We start from the raw sequence: 15,655 nt of genomic DNA on the forward strand, positions 1-15,655 counted from the left end.
GCGTTAGCGGATGTTCGGGTCGAAGGTGAAGATCACCAGCGTGCCCAGGAGGACGGTGAACACCGTGGCGGTGTACAGCAGCATCTTCAGCCAGAAGCGGGTGTTGTCCCGCTGGGCGTAGTCGTTGATGACCGTACGCAGGCCGTTGGCGCCGTGCAGCATCGCGAGCCACAGCATCAGCAGGTCCCAGCCCTGCCAGAACGGCGAGGCCCAGCGGCCGGCCACGAAGGCGAAGCCGATCTTGGAGACGCCGCCGTCCAGCACCAGCTGGATCAGCAGGTGACCGAGGACCAGGACGACCAGCACGATGCCGGACAGCCGCATGAAGAGCCAGCCGTACAGCTCGAAGTTGGTCCGCGTCGACTTCGGGGTCTTCCCGGTGCGCTTGCGGGGCGGCTCGATGACCGGCGCCGGGTTGTCCACGTCGTAGAGGGTGACGTCGGAGGCACCCGCGGGGGAGGTCGTTTCAGCAGACATCTCGCGTCATCAGCTCCCGAACAGCGTGCGCAGGGTGTGCTGCAGCACGGGGTAGAAGGCACCGGCCATCAGCACGACCCAGACGCCCACAACGGTCCACAGCATCTGCTTCTGGTACTTCGGGCCCTTGGACCAGAAGTCCACGGCGATGACGCGGAGACCGTTGAGTGCGTGGAAGAGGATCGCGGCGACGAGGCCGTACTCCAGCACGTTGACGATGGGTGTCTTGTACGTCGCGACGACGTCGTCGTACGCCTCGGGCGAGACGCGGACGAGAGCGGTGTCGAGGACGTGCACGAACAGGAAGAAGAAGATGAGGACGCCAGTGACTCGGTGAGCCACCCAGGACCACATGCCTTCCCGGCCGCGGTACAGCGTTCCAGCCGGCACGGAAAAACCCTCCGGGAGCGGGGATTGGGGCCTGCCGGCTTCTCTGTCGGTCTGGCCCGGCCGGATACGGTCCACCGGCCCTGGTCATCGTAGCGACGCCTTGTCGGTTCATTGCCCCGGGGCCCTACAGGTGTGATCAAACAGCCACCAACGGGCTATCACACAAGAGCAAAACGGGATGTTATGGGCATCCCGTGATAAGGCGCGCCAGACGCCCGCGAACGGTGCGGCGCAGCTCATCTGCCGCGATCGCCCGCTCCTCGTCCGGGTCGTGCCCGAGCCGGGTGCGGATACCGGCCAGCATCTGGTCCAGCGCCTCGTCCTCGCCGTAGCCGTCGAGGCAGATCACGAAGGCGTGGCGGAAGCGGCGCTCGTACTCGGCGTGGGCGGCGCGCAGCGCGGTGTGCGCGGCGAGGGTGCCCGGGCCGGGGGTGCCGAGCGCCGGCATCGGGGAGGCCGATTCGGCGGCCAGCGCGTCGTCCAGATCGGCGGCGGAGAGGTCGTAGCAGCCCTCGTCGGAGGCGGCGAGCAGCGCGCCGAGGTCCGGATACGGGCGGTGCCGGGCCAGCCGCTGGGCCCAGCGGCGGCTGCCGCAGCAGGTCAGCAGCGCGGCGAGGGCGTCGTCCGGCGGCAGGGCGTTGAAGGTGGCGGGCACGGCGGTGTCCGAAAGCGGGGGCCGGGCGCCGTGGCTCTGCGAGGGTATGCCGCGCCAGGGCGCGCACGGCGGGCGCAGCATCGTCGGCCGGGCGGCCGGGGTGTCACCGGACAGCGGGGGCTCCTCGGGAGGATCGGACGAGCGGGTGGTGCGGGCCGGGTGTGCGGCGGCTGACGGAGGCGGTGCGGGTTTCGGATCGCGGACGCGGCGGCCGGGGCGTGTCGTGACGACGGGGCGTCGGCCGGGGCCGTCCGGAGATCCGGACGCCCTGCGCGCGGTGTGATGAACCGAAACGCCACCGTAACGACGCCGGGTGGCCCTTGTCCGACGGATGCGCGAATTTCACCCGGATGAGAGAGGTTTTCCCTAGGGCGTGTCCCCGGGGTTCCGTCCGCTTCGCGACGGGACGTCAGGGACACGCCCGAGGGACCGCCTTCGGTGCGACGGGGTCCGTCCGCGGGCCCGTGCGCCGGGGGCGGCCCGCCGCGCCGGGCGGCGCACGCCCGCGGGGCCAGCCCCGGGAAGGCGGCGCCCCGGGGCACGGCGGGACCCGCGCTCCCCGTACCGGTGCGTCCGGCCGCGGGCAGGCGCGGCACGGCGAGGAGAGAACCGAGCAGTAAGGAGCGTGCGATGTCGTACCCGAGTCGGCCAGGACACCCTGAACGGCCGAAGGCGGCACCGGAGAATGCGCCGCCGGGCCGGCGGACGGGCCGGTGGCGGGGGGAGCCGGGCGGGAGACGGGCCGTGCCGCCCGGCGGGCGGTCGCCGGTGGCCCGGGCGGCGCTGCCCGCCGCGCTGGTGGCCGCGGCGCTCACGCTGTCCGCCTGCTCCGACGCGGCGGACACCCGGGCGCCGGGCGCCACCGGCCGCGGGGCCTCCCCGCTGCCCACCCCCACCTGGCAGAAGGTCACCGGCACCCCGCGCACCGTCCCCGCCGTACGGGACTTCCGACCGGCCGACGGGCAGGGCTGGCGGCCGTCCAAGGGCGCCCGGATCGTGGTGCCCGCCGGGGAGAAGTCCACCGTCGCCGACGAGGCGCGGCTGCTCGGACAGGATCTGGGCGGGATGCCCGTCGTCTGGGGCGACGAGCTCGTACGCCCCGGGGACGTCGAGGTGAAGCTCGCCGGGACGAACGGCAAGGGGCTTCCGGTGCGGCCGGACAACGCGCCCACCGGCGACACCGCCGACGAGGCGTACACGCTGACCGCCCGCGGCTCCCGGCTCACCCTCGCCGCCCCGACCGACGCCGGGATCTTCTACGCCACCCGGACCGTCAAGCAGGCGGTCCGCGCCGCCGGCGGGCTGCCCGAGGGCACGATCGAGGACCGGCCGGACCGGGCGCAGCGCGGGATGCTGCTGGACAACGCCCGCAAGCCGTTCACCGCCAGCTGGATCGAGGACCGCGTCCGGGAGCTGGGCGACCTCAAGCTCAACCAGCTCCAGCTGCACTTCTCCGACGACCAGGGCTTCCGGATCGAGAGCGAGAGCCACCCGGAGATCGTCTCCCAGGACCATCTGACCAAGGACGAGGTCCGCCGCATCCTGCGCCTCGCGCACTCCCGGCACATCAGCGTCATCCCCGAGATCGACTCGCCCGGACACCTCGGCGCCGTCCTCGACCACCACCCCGACCTCCAGCTGCGCAACGCGAGCGGGAAGGTGCTGCGCGGTGCGATCGACATCTCCAAGCCGGCCGCCGGGAAGCTCATCGACGACCTGATCGGCGAGTACGGGAAGCTCTTCGAGGTGCCGAAGGGCGCCGTCGCCTACTGGCATCTGGGCGGCGACGAGTACCAGGCGCTGACGGTCGCGAACCCGGCCGCCTCGTACCCGGGCCTCGCCCAGGCCGCCCGGAAGAAGTACGGCGCGAACGGCACCATCGAGGACCTCGCGACCGGCTGGCTCAACGACCGGCAGCGCGCCGCCGAGAAGGCCGGGCGCGACCGGATCGAGGCGTGGAACGACGGCTTCTTCAAGGACACGCGCGTCCAGGCGGACAAGAACCGCACCGTCGGCTACTGGACCGGCAAGGAGATCGGCGCCAACGACCCGGCCCGCTTCCTGCGCGAGGGCCGCAAAGTGGTCAACCTCAACGACGAGTACCTCTACTACGTGCTCGGCGAGCCGAATCAGTTCACCTATCCGACCGGTGAGCGGATCTTCCGCGAGTGGACGCCCGCGGTGCTGCGCCACACCTCGCCCGTCGACGTCCCGGCGAGCATGACCACCCCGGACCGCATCCCGGGCGCGCGCTTCGCGATCTGGTGCGATCTCTCGCACGCCCAGACGCCGCAGCAGATCGCCCAGGGCATCCGGATGCCGCTGGCGGCGCTGTCGCAGAAGGTGTGGGACCCGCGGAAACCCTCGATGAGCTGGACGGACTTCAAGGAGCTGGCCACGAAGGTGTCGAGCAAGGGGTGAGGCGGCGGCCCCGGCGCGCACCCGGCGGCGGGGCCCGCGGGACGGCCGGGGCCGCCACCCCCCACAGGAGAGGCCCCGGCCGTCGTTCGCGGGAGAGGCCCGTCACGGACCCCTCAACCGATACAGCGCCGTACGCGCCAAAAGCGTCACAGGGGGTGCGGAAGGCGGCACCCCGGCGGGTCTGGACGGCGGCCGGGCGGGGCCCGTAACGTGCCACTTCGCGCCGGTCGGCGCGCTTGTCGTACAGCTGCCGCGGCCGGAGCCGGGCCGCCGTCAACGGGGGGGTTCGATGGGTCGATGCGCGCGATACGCGCAGTACGTCCCGGGCCGCGCGTGGCCGATTCCGGGCCCGGGGCAGGCCGCGGTGATCAGCCGTTATACCGTCTGCGGAACCACCGGGGTTACCGGGGGTTCCGCAGCTGTCGCCGGAGGCGGCGGCCGGTAGCGGGCAGTGGGGCAGGAGCAAGGACCGGGCAGCGGAGATTCCGCACGTGACAGGAATGGACCCGTGCGAGGGGACGACACCCAGCCGGACGACAGCCGGCTGACCGCTGCCGTGCAGGCGGCACAGGACGGCGACGAGGCGGCGTTCCGCGAGGTCTACCGTGCGGTGCACCCCCGGCTCCTGGGCTATGTGCGCACGCTGGTGGGCGAGGCGGACGCGGAGGACGTCGCCTCGGAGGCGTGGCTGCAGATCACCCGTGACCTGGGCCGGTTCAGCGGTGACGCCGACCGGTTCCGCGGCTGGGCGGCCCGCATCGCCCGTAACCGTGCGCTGGATCACATCCGGATGCGCGGCCGCCGCCCGGTGAGCGGCGGCGACGAGAGCGAGCTGGTCGAGACCCCGGGCCCGGCCGACACCGAGGGCGAGGCGCTCGCCGCCCTCGGCACCGGCCGCACGATGCGGCTGATAGCCGCGCTCCCGCAGGACCAGGCGGAGGCGGTGGTGCTGCGGGTCGTCGTCGGGCTGGACGCCAAGAGCACCGCGAAGGTCCTCGGCAAGCGGCCGGGCGCGGTCCGCACCGCGGCCCACCGCGGGCTGCGCCGGCTGGCCGAACTCCTCGGCGACCGGGCGGAGCACGAGGACGCCGCGGCCGGACCGGTGACCGGGAGTGACGGCGCGGCCGAGGACGCCCCGGGCCGCCGGGCGCGCGGCGGAGGACGCGGGGGTGGTGGAACGATGGGCGGGGTCCCCGTACAGGGGCGAAGACGCCGTGACGGCGTGGCGGAATCGTACGTACCGGGTGTGACGGAATCGGCCGCGCGAACGCAGAAGGACATGTGATGGCCGACGACCGGTACAACTGGCTCGACAACGATGCCGCGGAGCGCCTGCTGCGCGGCGAGCCGGTCGGCACCACCGCACACGGCGCGCAGGAACTCGCCCGGTTGCTGGACGACGCGGCCCCCGCCGGGCCGGGCACCGGGCCGCTGCCCGGGGAGGAAGCCGCGGTCGCCGCCTTCCGCCGGGCCCGCCCCGCCGCACCGCCCCGCCCGGCGGCCCGCGCCGGTCTCGCCCGGCCCTTCCGGCGCGGTTTCGCCGTGGCGCTGGCCGCCTGCGCGCTGGGCGGGGTGGCGGTCGCCGCGGGGACGGGCGTGCTGCCCAGCCCCTTCCGGCCCGGTCCCGATCCGGCCTCCGGCGTCAGTACGGACGTCAGCCCCGGCACCCTCGAATCCCCGGATCCCGGCACCACCGCCCCCGGCTCCCCGGGGCCGACGGCGGGGCAGAAGCCGACCGACGACCCGACGACCTCCCCGACCCCGGACGCCTCGCACTCCACCACCGCCCCGCCGTCCGCCGGCGCCACCCGGGGCCCGGGCCGCGGGGTGCCCGGCGTGCCGGGCAACGGCAAGAACGGTTCGGCGGAGCGGCGGGCCGTGGTGCTGGCGCTCTGCCGGGACTACGAGGCGGGCCGGCGCGGCGACATGGACCGCGAGACCCTTCAGCGTCTGGAGCGTGCCGCCGGGGGCCCGGCGAAGGTGCACGCCTTCTGCCGCCGCTACCTCCAGCAGCAGGGCAACGGCGACGGCGGCGGCAACGGCAAGGGCGACGGCGGCAACGGCGGCGGAGGCGACGGGAACGCCGACGGCGGCGGCACGGGCGCAGGCCAAGGCGGCGGCCACGGCGGCGACGAGGACGGTGACGGACAACCGTCCACCGCACCGGAGCCCTCCACCCCCGGCGCCCCGCCGCCCGCCCCCGGCTCGCCGGAGCCGTCCGCCTCGGACACCGCGGTCCCGACGCCTTCCACCAGCGCAAACGCCACCGCTCCCGCTTCGGTGTGACGTTTTTTCGGCGCCCGGCGCAGTACTGAGTGAGCCGACTGGTCATCGGCGGCGCGCGGGCCGGGTTCCCCCCGTACCCAGGCACCTCGCGCACCTGGCGCGGGCGGGGCACGTTCCCCCGGCCCTGCCCGCGCCCCCCCACTTCTTCCGTGCCTTGCGGGTCTCTCCGCCGCGTTCTTGGTGTCCGCCCGTCGGCGGGCGGTCCGGCCGCCGGGCGGGGCGTGCGGGGGCTGCGTCACACTGGTGGCATGTCGTCACCCCGCCGCGCGTGCCCCGTCTGCACCCGAGAGATCGCCGTCGTCGGCGGCCGCTTCGCCCGCCACGACCCGCCCGGGCGGCGCACGGTGCTGGAGCTGGTCTCCTGCCCGGGGTCGCGGCGGATCGCCCCGATGATGGCGCCGGCGGAGAAGCTCTTCGACCCGGAGGAGCCGCCGTTCCCGGGCCAGCAGCCGCTGTTCTGAGCGGCGTGCCCCGCGGCCGTTACGGTGCCAGCACGTCCAGTTCGGCCATGGCGCCGACCGTGATCTGACGCGTCAGCTCCTCGGCGCGCGCCGCGTCCCCGACCCGTACCGCCTCGGCGACCTGGACGTGCAGCGAGACCGCCGCCGGGTCCGGGTCGGTGAACATCACATGGTGCGCGGTGCGGCCGGTCAGCACCGCGGCGACGACATCGCCGAGCCGGGCGAACATCTCGTTGCCGGAGGCGGTCAGCACCACGCGGTGGAACGCGGTGTCGTGCACCAGATACGCGTCGAGCTGCTGGCCGCGGGAGGTGGCGACCATGCCCATGGCGTGTTCGGTGAGCGCGGCGCACTGGGCGGGGTCGGCGTGGTGGGCGGCGAGCCCCGCGGCGACCGGCTCCACGGCGGAGCGCAGCACGGTCAGCGAGCGCAGCTGCCGGGGGCGGTCCCGTCCGGCCAGCCGCCAGCTGATGACCCGCGGGTCGTAGACGTTCCACTCCTCGGGCGGCAGTACCGTGACGCCGACGCGGCGGCGGGAGGTCACCAGCCGCATGGATTCCAGGACCCGGATCACCTCGCGGACGACGGTGCGCGAGACGTCGAACTGAGCCGCCAGCTCCTCGGTGCGCAGGACGGTGCCCGGTGTGTGATCGCCCGCGGTGATCGCCGGACCGAGGGCTTCGAGCACCCGTGTGTGCGGCCCCTGCCCCTGGTTCTCCATGGGGATCACCCTACGTTCCGCCCGACTGCCACTTTAAGTATGACGTTTGCGCCACACTCTCTTGAATAAGTCATACGTAATGGGTTTCAGTGGGGTGTCCTACCGAGGTCGAAGAAGACAGCGAAGACAGCGAGGTATCCGGGAATGAGCACGCCCCACGTCATCGTCGTGATGGGAGTTGCCGGCACCGGCAAGACGACGATCGGCCCGCTGGTCGCCGAGGCGCTCGGCGTGCCGTACGCCGAGGGCGACGACTTCCACCCGCCGGCCAACATCGCCAAGATGTCCGCCGGGACCCCGCTGGACGACGCCGACCGCGGCCCGTGGCTTGACGCCATCGGCGCCTGGGCCCATGAGCGGGCCGGGCACGGCGGCGTGGTCAGCTGCTCCGCCCTCAAGCGCGGCTACCGCGACCGGCTGCGCGCCGCCGCCCCCGACGTGGTCTTCCTCCACCTCACCGGCGACCGCGCGCTGATCGAGCATCGGATGGCCGAGCGCAAGGGCCACTTCATGCCGACCGCGCTGCTCGACTCGCAGTTCGCCACCCTCCAACCCCTCGGCGCCGACGAACGCGGCGTGGCGGTGGACGTCTCGGGCACCCCCGAGGAGATCGCCGCCCGCGCGGCCGACGCGCTCCGCGCCCTGGCCGTCTGACCCCCGGGCCCTCGCGCCCACCCACCCCCGGGCCCGCCCCACGGGCCCTTTTCTCCCCTCCTCCTAGGAATCGCCGTGACTCATCTCAGCGTCGAGATGCTCGCAGCGGACGCGGTCGAACCGATCACCTCGGCCGGTCATGCGCAGCTGGGCATCGCCGTTCTGGCGGGCATCGCCGTCATCGTTGTGCTCATCACCAAGTTCAAGCTGCACGCCTTCCTGTCGCTGATCATCGGTTCGCTGGTGCTCGGTGCGGCCGCCGGTGCGCCGCTGGACAAGGCCATCGCCAGCTTCTCCACCGGGCTGGGCTCGACGGTCGCCGGTACGGGCGTGCTGATCGCCCTCGGTGCGATCCTCGGCAAGCTGCTCGCGGACTCCGGGGGCGCCGACGAGATCGTCGACACGATCCTGGCGAAGGCGAACCGGCGGTCGATGCCCTGGGCGATGGTGCTGATCGCCTGCGTCGTCGGGCTGCCGATCTTCTTCGAGGTCGGCATCGTGCTGCTGATCCCGGTGGTCCTGCTCGTCGCCAAGCGCGGCAACTTCTCGCTGATGCGCATCGGCATCCCCGCACTGGCCGGGCTCTCCGTCATGCACGGCCTGATCCCGCCGCACCCCGGGCCGCTCGTCGCGATCGACGCGGTCGGCGCCAACCTCGGCATCACCCTCGCCCTCGGCGTCGTCGTGGCGATCCCCACCGCGATCGTCGCCGGGCCGCTCTTCGCCCGCTACGCCGCCCGCTGGGTCGACATCAAGCCGCCCGAGAACATGGTTCCCGAGCGCGCCTCGGCGGAGCTGGCGAAGCGGCCGCGGTTCGGCGTCACCGTCGCCACCGTGCTGCTGCCGGTCGTGATGATGCTGGCCAAGGCGCTGGTGGACATCGTCATCGACGATCCGAAGGACTCCGTGCAGCGGGTCTTCGACGTCATCGGCTCCCCGATGATCGCGCTGCTGGCCGGCGTCGTCGTCGCGATGTTCACGCTGGGCCGCGCGGCCGGGTTCACCAAGGGCAAGATCGCCACCACCGTCGAGTCCTCGCTCGGCCCGATCGCCGGTGTGCTGCTGATCGTCGGTGCCGGCGGCGGCTTCAAGCAGACGCTGGTGGACGCGGGCGTCGGCCAGATGATCCTGGACATCTCCAAGGGCTGGAACATCTCCGCGCTGCTGCTGGCCTGGCTGATCGCCGTCGCCATCCGCCTGGCGACCGGCTCCGCGACGGTGGCCACCATCTCCGCGGCGGGCCTGGTCGCCCCGCTCGCCGCCGACATGAGCAGCACCCATGTCGCGCTGCTGGTCCTCGCCATCGGCACCGGCTCGCTGTTCTTCAGCCACGTCAACGACGCCGGCTTCTGGATGGTCAAGGAGTACTTCGGCATGAACGTCGGCCAGACGATCAAGACCTGGTCGGTGATGGAGACGCTGATCTCGGTGGTCGGCATCGCCTGCGTGCTGCTGCTGTCGCTGGTCGTCTAGCGCGGTTTTCTTCGCGAGGGGTCGTACGGGCGGGATGCCGCCGGTACGGCCCCTCGCGTATCCGCGTATCCGCAGATCAGGGGGCTTTCGGCGGCCTTTTCAGCAGGACGATGCCGTCCTGTTCGGTGATCTGGTGGTAGCCGTGGGCGCGGTAGAGGTCGAGCATGCGGGCCGTGCCGGCCGCCGGGCAGGGGGTCTTGACGGTGGGGTCGGTCCGGTCGGAGATCACCCAGTCCGGCAGGCGGGCGGGCAGGCCGGTGGGCGCGGCGGGGTCCGGGCCAGTGCCGAAGCAGACCAGGGAGACGGTGGTGCGGCCGGTCAGCATCGGCGCCAGCCGGTTGGACGAGGCGACGCGCGCGCCGTCGGGGATGCGCGCCGCCACCGCCTCGGCGGTGCGGACGTGCGCGGGGGTGCGCCAGGCCGAGGGCAGCACCAGGTCGTGGAAGGGGTAGACGGCCGCGGCGATCAGCGTGAACGTCGCGGAGAAGGCCAGCACCCGGCGGCGCCGGCGGCCCGGGAACAGCTCCGGCCGCCGGTGGAGCACATCGATCAGACCGGCGAAGACGAGCGGCATCAGCACGGCGTTGTAGTGGAAGTTCGGCTGCCAGTAGTGCTCGTTCCCGGCCACCAGCCGCCAGCCGAGAGTGGGGAGCGTCAGCACGGTCAGCGGGGAGCGCAGTCCGATGAAGGCGACCGGCGCGGCCAGCATGAACAGCAGCAGCCACTTCATCGGCGGCCAGAAGAGGTGCAGCGCCGCCGACACGAGACCGGCCCCGCCGCCGGACGGCGCCCCGCCCGGCAGCTGCTGCCAGTAGTCGAAGCCGCCGTGCGGATTCATGGCGGGCAGCAGGACGAGCATCTCCACCGCCGTGCCCGCCACCCCCGCCACGACGGCGGCGAGCCCGAGCCACCACGTCCCCCGCGACCGCTCCCCGGCGCGGCGCTCGCGTCCCGTCCGCCACATCACATAGCCGCCGACCGCGGCCAGGGTGAGCCCGAGGTCCTCCTTCACCAGCAGCAGCGGGACGGACCAGGCCACCGCCGCCCGCCACCGCCGCTCGCCGAGCGCCGTGACGGCGAAGGCGAGCAGCGGCACGGCGAAGCAGATCTCGTGGAAGTCCTTGGTGACCGCCGTGGCGATGCCCCACGAGGCGCCCATGCCGCAGCCGATGACGAGACCCGCGACCGGCCCGGCCGCGCGGTGCGCCCACCGGGTGAGCGGATAGCAGGCCGCCGCCATCAGCGCCGCCTGGACGACGAGCAGCGTGGTGGCGCCGGGGAAGAGCCGGTAGACCGGGGCGACGAGCACCAGGATCGGGTGGAAGTGGTCCCCGAGCAGGTTGAAGCCGGGGCCCTTCAGCTCCACGACCGGGGCCCGGCCGTGGGCGTAGGCGCGGATCGCCTGCTCGAATATCCCCAGGTCGTAGCCGGCGTTGAGCATCTGGCGGTGGCGCAGGAGCGCGACGAGCGTGTAGAGGACGAAGCAGGCCGCGGTGAGGGACCAGGCCAGCGGCCGGGGGCCGGGGAGGCGGTCGCGCAGCGCCGCGAGGAGGCGCTCGGCGCGGCGCCCGTCGCGCTGCCGGGCACCTGTCGCCGGGGGTGCGGCGGCCTCCGGGACGGCTGCCGGCCGGGGCGCGGTGGCCTCCGCCGGTTTCCGGGTCCCCGGTATGCGGCCGGTGTCCGCAGGCTCCCGGGCGGCGGGGGTGCGCCCGGCCTCCGCGGGTATGCCGCCGGTCCGCTCCGCTGGCTGTGTCATCGCTCCACCTGTGCTCGGCCCGCCTGTGCTCGGCCCGCCGGATGGTGCCGCCCGCCGCGGGCCGGCGCGGTGTCCGGCGCGCAGCCGTGGCGCCGGGCGCCCGGGCCGCGACGGGAGTGTAGGCAGGGCGGTGCGCCCGCCGGTCCGTCCATGGCGCGGCGGGGAACGGGTGGTGTCCGCACGCCCGCCGGCAAAGCGGGGCCCGGCCGCGGCGTCAGCCGGTCAGCTCCACGTCGGCCAGGACGTTCACGCCGTCGGTCCACGCGGTGGAGGCGTTGGCGCAGCGCACCGGCAGACCGCGGCCCGGGAAGTCCGGGTCGGGGAGGGCGAGGCCGAGGCGGTGGACGCCGCGGGTGCCCCGGGGGACGGGGAGCCGGGCGCGGAGGGTGGTGGGCGCGGGGGCGGTGTGGTCGTCGTCCGTCTCGGTGCGGCCCCGCGGCTGCCAGGTGCGCCAGTCGGCCCGGGTGTCCGCGGCGGAGACCGTCCGCCCGTCCGCGTCCAGCAGCACCAGACGGACCGGCCGCGGATGCTTCGGCGGGGCGAAGCCGCGGTTGACCACGTCCACCTCGACCGGCAGCAGTCCGTCCCGGTGTACGCCCGACGGATCGTGGCGGGCCTCGCGTATCTCGATGCGGTAGCCGAGGTGGTCGCGGAGGTACTCGAAGGCGGTGCGGGGGACGGCGCGGCCCGCGCGGTCGTGGAAATAGCCGTCCGAGACCGGCAGTTGGGCCTCGGTGACCTGTGCCTCGGTGAGGTCCGTGGTCCGCCACGCCGGGAGGGTCACGGTGGCGTTGTGGACCAGCGACAGGCTGTCGAAGCGGAGCGTCTGGAGCCGCCGGGCCGCGGGGAGCGCGGGAATGACGGTGCTCCAGGCGTACGGGTCCGTGCTCTGGCCCTTGTCCCAGGGCATCTCCCCGTCGGTCATCCGCTCCCGGGTGGCGTCGAGATACGTCGGCCAGCCGGGGTTGCCGGGGACGTAGTAGTCCCATTCGCCCTCGCCCAGCGTCACGTAGTCGTTGTGGAAGCCGATCCGGTCCAGCAGCGCGGTGTCGGTGATCAGATCGCGGTGGGCGGCCTGGCGGAGCTGGGTGTGCAGGCCCGGCGGCAACGCGTCGACCAGCGTCGTCATGATGGCCGTGACGGCGTCGGGGTAGGTCTCGTGGGCGTAGTAACTGCCGTGCCACTCGCCCCAGTTGCCGAGGAAGCCGGCCTGCCAGACGGCGACGGTGTCGCTGTGGCGGGCGATCAGGGGTGCCAGCTGTCCGATGTGGCGCTGGATGTCCTGCACGGTGTAGCGGCGCGGTGCGCGGACGCCGTCGTCGTAGGCGAAGCGCAGCACCGCCGCGTAGCCCTTGCTGCGCAGGCCGCGCAGCACGCTCTCGATGTTGGCGAGCGCGCTCGGCGGGATGGGGGAGGTCGCGAACTCCCAGAGGTAGAAGTAGAGCTGGGTGAGGTTGGCGCCGCGCCCGTACCGGCGCTCCAGCAGGTCGAGGGTGCGGGCGGCGTCGGGGGAGTGGTCGTGTTCGTTCTCCCAGGGGCTGGTGAGGTCCACGGCGTTGTACGACATCTCGTAGCGGAAGCCGCGCCGCGGATTGGCGAGCGGGGCTCGGCCGTCCGGGTCGTCGGGGCGGATGCCGCGGTGCGGGACGCGGTGCCAGGCGCCCGCGGCGCGTGCCGGGGAGGCGAGGGCCGGGGACGCGAGGGCCGGGGAGGCGCCGAGCGGAACGGCGGCCGCCGCGCCCAGCGCGGTCGTCAGCAGGCGTCTGCGCGGCAGCGGCATGGGTGTCTCCTCGGGGACGGGTACGGAAGGTGGCGCCGAGTGTCGCGGGCGGCCACCGGCCGGGCCATGGACGGAACGCGCCGGGGGCTGGACTTTTCCCGCCCCGGAGGCGGCGGCCCGGCGGCGTGCGCGGGGCGTCGCGCACGCCGCCGGGCCGCCTCGGCTCACCGCCCGGGCGCCTCCTCCCCGAAGAAGGCGCGCAGGGCCTTCGCCGCGCGTCCGGCCGCGCCCTCCGCCGGTGCCGCCCAGGCGATGTAGCCGTCGGGGCGTATGAGATACAGCGCGGAGTCCGGGCCGTACGCGTCCCGGAGGTGGCCGTGGGTGTCGAGGAGGTCGGGGGCCGGGCCGCCGGCGCGGACGAGGCGTAGCTGCTCCGGGCCGGCCGGGAGCGCGGCGGCGTCCAGCGCGGCATCGCCCAGCGCCAGCAGCGTGAAGTGCGGGCCCCGCAGCAGGTCGAAGAGGCGGACGGGGGTGCCGTCGGGGGCGGTGCAGGGGGCGTCGGGGGCGCGGTCGCCGGCGTGCGGGGCGCCCTCGGGGACGTGCGGGCGCAGCTCCTGGGCGAGGGGGCCCTCGCGGTAGCCGATGCCGAGTTGGTGGAGGTCGCGGCCGCGGCGCCAGTTGCGGTCGCGGTGGAGGCGGGTGCTGGTGTCGAGGATGTGGTCGGCGATCGGCAGGCGTTCGGCCTCGTAGGTGTCGAGGAGGGTGTCGGGGGCGCCGTGGCGGATCACCTGGCCGAGCTTCCAGCCGAGGTTGTAGGCGTCCTGCACACCGGTGTTGAGTCCCTGGCCGCCGGCCGGGGAGTGGATGTGCGCGGCGTCGCCGGCGAGGAAGACCCGGCCGGCGCGGAAGGCGTCGGCGCGGGCGGCCCGGGGACGGTAGACCGACGTCCACAGCACCTCGCGGATCTGCTCGGGGACGAGATGGGTGTGGCGGGCGAGGGCGGCGCGGGCGCCTTCCTCGCTGGGGTCCGGGGTCTCGTCCAGGGACATGACGAACGCCTGGAAGAGGTCGGTGCGGGCCAGCGGGAGCATCATCACCATGCCCCGCCCGTCCGGCAGGACCCAGCGGTGCCAGTGGTCGCGGTCGAGCCCCTCGACGCGGAGGTCGGCGAGGAGCGCCGCGCCCTCCTCCAGGGACGGCCCGCTCATGGTGATGCCCAGGGCGCGGCGGACGGTGCTGCGGCCGCCGTCGGCGGCGACCAGATAGCGGGCACGGACCGGCTGCGAGGCGCCGCCGGGCCCGCGGAGGGTGGCGGTCACCCCCTCCGTGTCCTGGGCGAACGTGGTGAGTTCGGTGCCGAGGCGGACCTCGCCGCCCAGCTCCCGCAGCCGGTCGTGGAACAGCTCGACGGCGCGGAAGAGCGGCACCATCAGGATGTTGGCGTACGGGGTGGCGGGCGTCGGATCGTAGCGGGCGATGGCGGCGAAGGACTTGGCGATGCGGCCGTCGCGCCAGATCCCTATCTCCGGGTACGGGCCGCCCGCCGCCCGGACGGCGTCCAGCAGCCCGAGGTCGTCGTAGACCTCCAGGGAGCGCGGCTGGTGGCCGGTGCCGCGGGCGCCGGGGGAGAGGGCCTGCTGCCGCTCGACGACGAGGGCGCGCAGACCGCGGCGGGTCAGGTCGATGGCGAGGGCGAGGCCGGTCGGGCCCGCTCCGGCGATGAGGACGTCGACCTGCCCGCCGGAGCCCTCGGCGGCGGGGCGGCCCGGGGCCGCGGCGGGGGCGGGCGGAGCGGCGGCGCCGGCGGCAGCGCTGGTGTCAGGGGGCGTGGCAGGGGTCGTCGAAGGAACGTCCTTAACGTTGTTAAGTTCCATGCTTCCGAGGCTGCGCTTAACGGTGTTAAGTTGTCAACATGGTTTCGCGCATCGACCGGAAAAAGATGGTGGACACCGCCCTCGACGTCCTCAACGACGCCGGTCTCGACAAGCTCACCGTCCGCCGCATCGCCACGGAGCTGAACGTCCAGGCGCCCGCGCTCTACTGGCACGTCCGCAACAAGCAGGAACTCCTCGACGAGATGGCCACCGAGATGATGCGCCGGATGGCCGCCCCGCTGATGGCGGAGCCCGATCCCGCCACCCCGTGGCAGGAGCAGCTGGCCGAGGTCTGCCGCGGGCTGCGCCGCGGACTGCTCGGCTACCGCGACGGTGCCAAGGTCTTCAGCGGCACCCGGATGGTCGGCCACGGCTACGCCGCGCCGTACGACGCCTTCATCCGGCGGCTCGTGGAGGCGGGCTTCCCTCTGGGTGAGGCGGCCCGCGCGTGGTGGACCGCGTACAACTTCACCGTCGGTCTGGTCATCGAGGAGCAGTCGGTCCACCCGGATCCGGCCCGCCCGGAGTACCGCGATCCGGCGTACGACGACGCCGAGCGCACCGCGCGGCTCGGCGACCGCTATCCGTACGCGGCGCGCGCCGGTGCCGAGCTGTTCGGCGACATCGAGCGGAACTTCGAGACCGGGCTGCGGATCATCATCGCCGGGATCGAGGCGACGGTGGAGACACGGCCGGGCGCCGCGGACTGAGCCGCCGCGGCGCCCGGGGGCACGGCCGACGCGCACCGGGGGCGCGGGCCCGATCGG

The 15,655-nt window shown here is 73.9% G+C and carries 14 protein-coding genes; 7 read left to right on the plus strand and 7 right to left on the minus strand.

The window, feature by feature from the left end; translation table 11 throughout:
- Positions 1 to 3: 3 nt before the first annotated feature.
- The 3 genes from ABT345_RS19150 to ABT345_RS19160 all read right to left on the minus strand — a co-directional run bounded on the left by ABT345_RS19150 (position 4) and on the right by ABT345_RS19160 (position 1,522).
- Positions 4 to 477, minus strand: a complete 474-nt coding sequence (locus ABT345_RS19150) for a succinate dehydrogenase hydrophobic membrane anchor subunit (protein WP_345079781.1) — start codon at positions 475 to 477, stop codon at positions 4 to 6.
- Positions 478 to 486: 9 nt separating this feature from the next.
- Complete coding sequence (gene sdhC / locus ABT345_RS19155) at positions 487 to 867, minus strand: succinate dehydrogenase, cytochrome b556 subunit (RefSeq protein WP_037678497.1); 381 nt, start codon at positions 865 to 867, stop codon at positions 487 to 489.
- A gap of 181 nt (positions 868 to 1,048) precedes the next feature.
- Positions 1,049 to 1,522, minus strand: a complete 474-nt coding sequence (locus tag ABT345_RS19160; RefSeq protein ID WP_386459565.1) for a 2-oxo-4-hydroxy-4-carboxy-5-ureidoimidazoline decarboxylase — start codon at positions 1,520 to 1,522, stop codon at positions 1,049 to 1,051.
- Positions 1,523 to 2,152: 630 nt separating this feature from the next.
- Between ABT345_RS19160 and ABT345_RS19165 the strand changes: the two genes are divergently transcribed.
- The 4 genes from ABT345_RS19165 (at position 2,153) to ABT345_RS19180 (ending at position 6,690) form a co-directional block, all read left to right on the plus strand.
- Positions 2,153 to 3,943, plus strand: coding sequence for a beta-N-acetylhexosaminidase (locus tag ABT345_RS19165; RefSeq protein WP_345079789.1), 1,791 nt, complete (start codon positions 2,153 to 2,155; stop codon positions 3,941 to 3,943).
- 508 nt (positions 3,944 to 4,451) lie between these two features.
- Positions 4,452 to 5,228 (plus strand): RNA polymerase sigma factor, encoded by a 777-nt coding sequence (locus ABT345_RS19170; RefSeq protein ID WP_345079792.1) that lies wholly within the window; start codon positions 4,452 to 4,454, stop codon positions 5,226 to 5,228.
- Entirely contained in the window at positions 5,228 to 6,229 is a 1,002-nt protein-coding gene (locus ABT345_RS19175) for a hypothetical protein (protein ID WP_345079795.1), read from the plus strand. Before ABT345_RS19170 ends, ABT345_RS19175 begins: the two co-directional genes overlap by 1 nt.
- Before the next feature lie 248 nt (positions 6,230 to 6,477).
- Positions 6,478 to 6,690, plus strand: coding sequence for a hypothetical protein (locus ABT345_RS19180; RefSeq protein WP_030284618.1), 213 nt, complete (start codon positions 6,478 to 6,480; stop codon positions 6,688 to 6,690).
- A gap of 19 nt (positions 6,691 to 6,709) precedes the next feature.
- On the opposite strand, the gene ABT345_RS19185 is transcribed toward ABT345_RS19180, so the two are convergent.
- Positions 6,710 to 7,411, minus strand: a complete 702-nt coding sequence (locus ABT345_RS19185; RefSeq protein ID WP_345079801.1) for a FadR/GntR family transcriptional regulator — start codon at positions 7,409 to 7,411, stop codon at positions 6,710 to 6,712.
- Between the two features lie 144 nt (positions 7,412 to 7,555).
- On the opposite strand from ABT345_RS19185, the gene ABT345_RS19190 reads away from it, so the two are divergent.
- Complete coding sequence (locus tag ABT345_RS19190) at positions 7,556 to 8,065, plus strand: gluconokinase (RefSeq protein WP_345079804.1); 510 nt, start codon at positions 7,556 to 7,558, stop codon at positions 8,063 to 8,065.
- A 75-nt stretch (positions 8,066 to 8,140) separates the two neighbouring features.
- Positions 8,141 to 9,538 carry a GntT/GntP/DsdX family permease gene (locus tag ABT345_RS19195; protein ID WP_345079807.1) on the plus strand — a complete coding sequence of 466 codons (1,398 nt, stop codon included), beginning with the start codon at positions 8,141 to 8,143 and terminating at the stop codon, positions 9,536 to 9,538.
- Positions 9,539 to 9,614: 76 nt separating this feature from the next.
- Here ABT345_RS19195 and ABT345_RS19200 read toward each other — a convergent pair whose 3' ends face one another.
- From ABT345_RS19200 to ABT345_RS19210, 3 genes are all read right to left on the minus strand, one after another.
- The gene (locus tag ABT345_RS19200) at positions 9,615 to 11,294 is read right to left on the minus strand and encodes a DUF2079 domain-containing protein (protein ID WP_345079810.1); all 1,680 of its coding nucleotides are present in this window, start codon (positions 11,292 to 11,294) and stop codon (positions 9,615 to 9,617) included.
- A 214-nt stretch (positions 11,295 to 11,508) separates the two neighbouring features.
- The gene (locus ABT345_RS19205; RefSeq protein ID WP_345079813.1) at positions 11,509 to 13,074 is read right to left on the minus strand and encodes a DUF4874 domain-containing protein; all 1,566 of its coding nucleotides are present in this window, start codon (positions 13,072 to 13,074) and stop codon (positions 11,509 to 11,511) included.
- A gap of 164 nt (positions 13,075 to 13,238) precedes the next feature.
- Positions 13,239 to 14,888: an FAD-dependent monooxygenase gene (locus ABT345_RS19210; protein WP_345079816.1), complete on the minus strand. Its 1,650-nt coding sequence runs from the start codon at positions 14,886 to 14,888 to the stop codon at positions 13,239 to 13,241.
- Positions 14,889 to 14,926: 38 nt separating this feature from the next.
- Between ABT345_RS19210 and ABT345_RS19215 the strand changes: the two genes are divergently transcribed.
- The gene (locus tag ABT345_RS19215) at positions 14,927 to 15,598 is read left to right on the plus strand and encodes a TetR/AcrR family transcriptional regulator C-terminal domain-containing protein (protein WP_345079819.1); all 672 of its coding nucleotides are present in this window, start codon (positions 14,927 to 14,929) and stop codon (positions 15,596 to 15,598) included.
- Positions 15,599 to 15,655 lie beyond the last annotated feature (57 nt).

The sequence above is a fragment of the Streptomyces sp. NPDC000404 genome, assembly GCF_040300365.1.
Taxonomy (GTDB): Bacteria; Actinomycetota; Actinomycetes; order Streptomycetales; family Streptomycetaceae; genus Streptomyces; species Streptomyces ramulosus.

What these genes read in the sequence shown, in the direction of transcription:
- ABT345_RS19150 (WP_345079781.1), bottom strand. Translation starts at nt 477, where the DNA reads ATGTCTGCTGAAACGACCTCCCCCGCGGGTGCCTCCGACGTCACCCTC.
- ABT345_RS19175 (WP_345079795.1), top strand. Translation starts at nt 5,228, where the DNA reads ATGGCCGACGACCGGTACAACTGGCTCGACAACGATGCCGCGGAGCGC.
- ABT345_RS19205 (WP_345079813.1), bottom strand. Translation starts at nt 13,074, where the DNA reads ATGCCGCTGCCGCGCAGACGCCTGCTGACGACCGCGCTGGGCGCGGCG.
- ABT345_RS19190 (WP_345079804.1), top strand. Translation starts at nt 7,556, where the DNA reads ATGAGCACGCCCCACGTCATCGTCGTGATGGGAGTTGCCGGCACCGGC.
- ABT345_RS19215 (WP_345079819.1), top strand. Translation starts at nt 14,927, where the DNA reads ATGGTTTCGCGCATCGACCGGAAAAAGATGGTGGACACCGCCCTCGAC.
- ABT345_RS19180 (WP_030284618.1), top strand. Translation starts at nt 6,478, where the DNA reads ATGTCGTCACCCCGCCGCGCGTGCCCCGTCTGCACCCGAGAGATCGCC.
- ABT345_RS19165 (WP_345079789.1), top strand. Translation starts at nt 2,153, where the DNA reads ATGTCGTACCCGAGTCGGCCAGGACACCCTGAACGGCCGAAGGCGGCA.
- ABT345_RS19200 (WP_345079810.1), bottom strand. Translation starts at nt 11,294, where the DNA reads ATGACACAGCCAGCGGAGCGGACCGGCGGCATACCCGCGGAGGCCGGG.
- ABT345_RS19185 (WP_345079801.1), bottom strand. Translation starts at nt 7,411, where the DNA reads ATGGAGAACCAGGGGCAGGGGCCGCACACACGGGTGCTCGAAGCCCTC.
- ABT345_RS19210 (WP_345079816.1), bottom strand. Translation starts at nt 14,888, where the DNA reads ATGGAACTTAACAACGTTAAGGACGTTCCTTCGACGACCCCTGCCACG.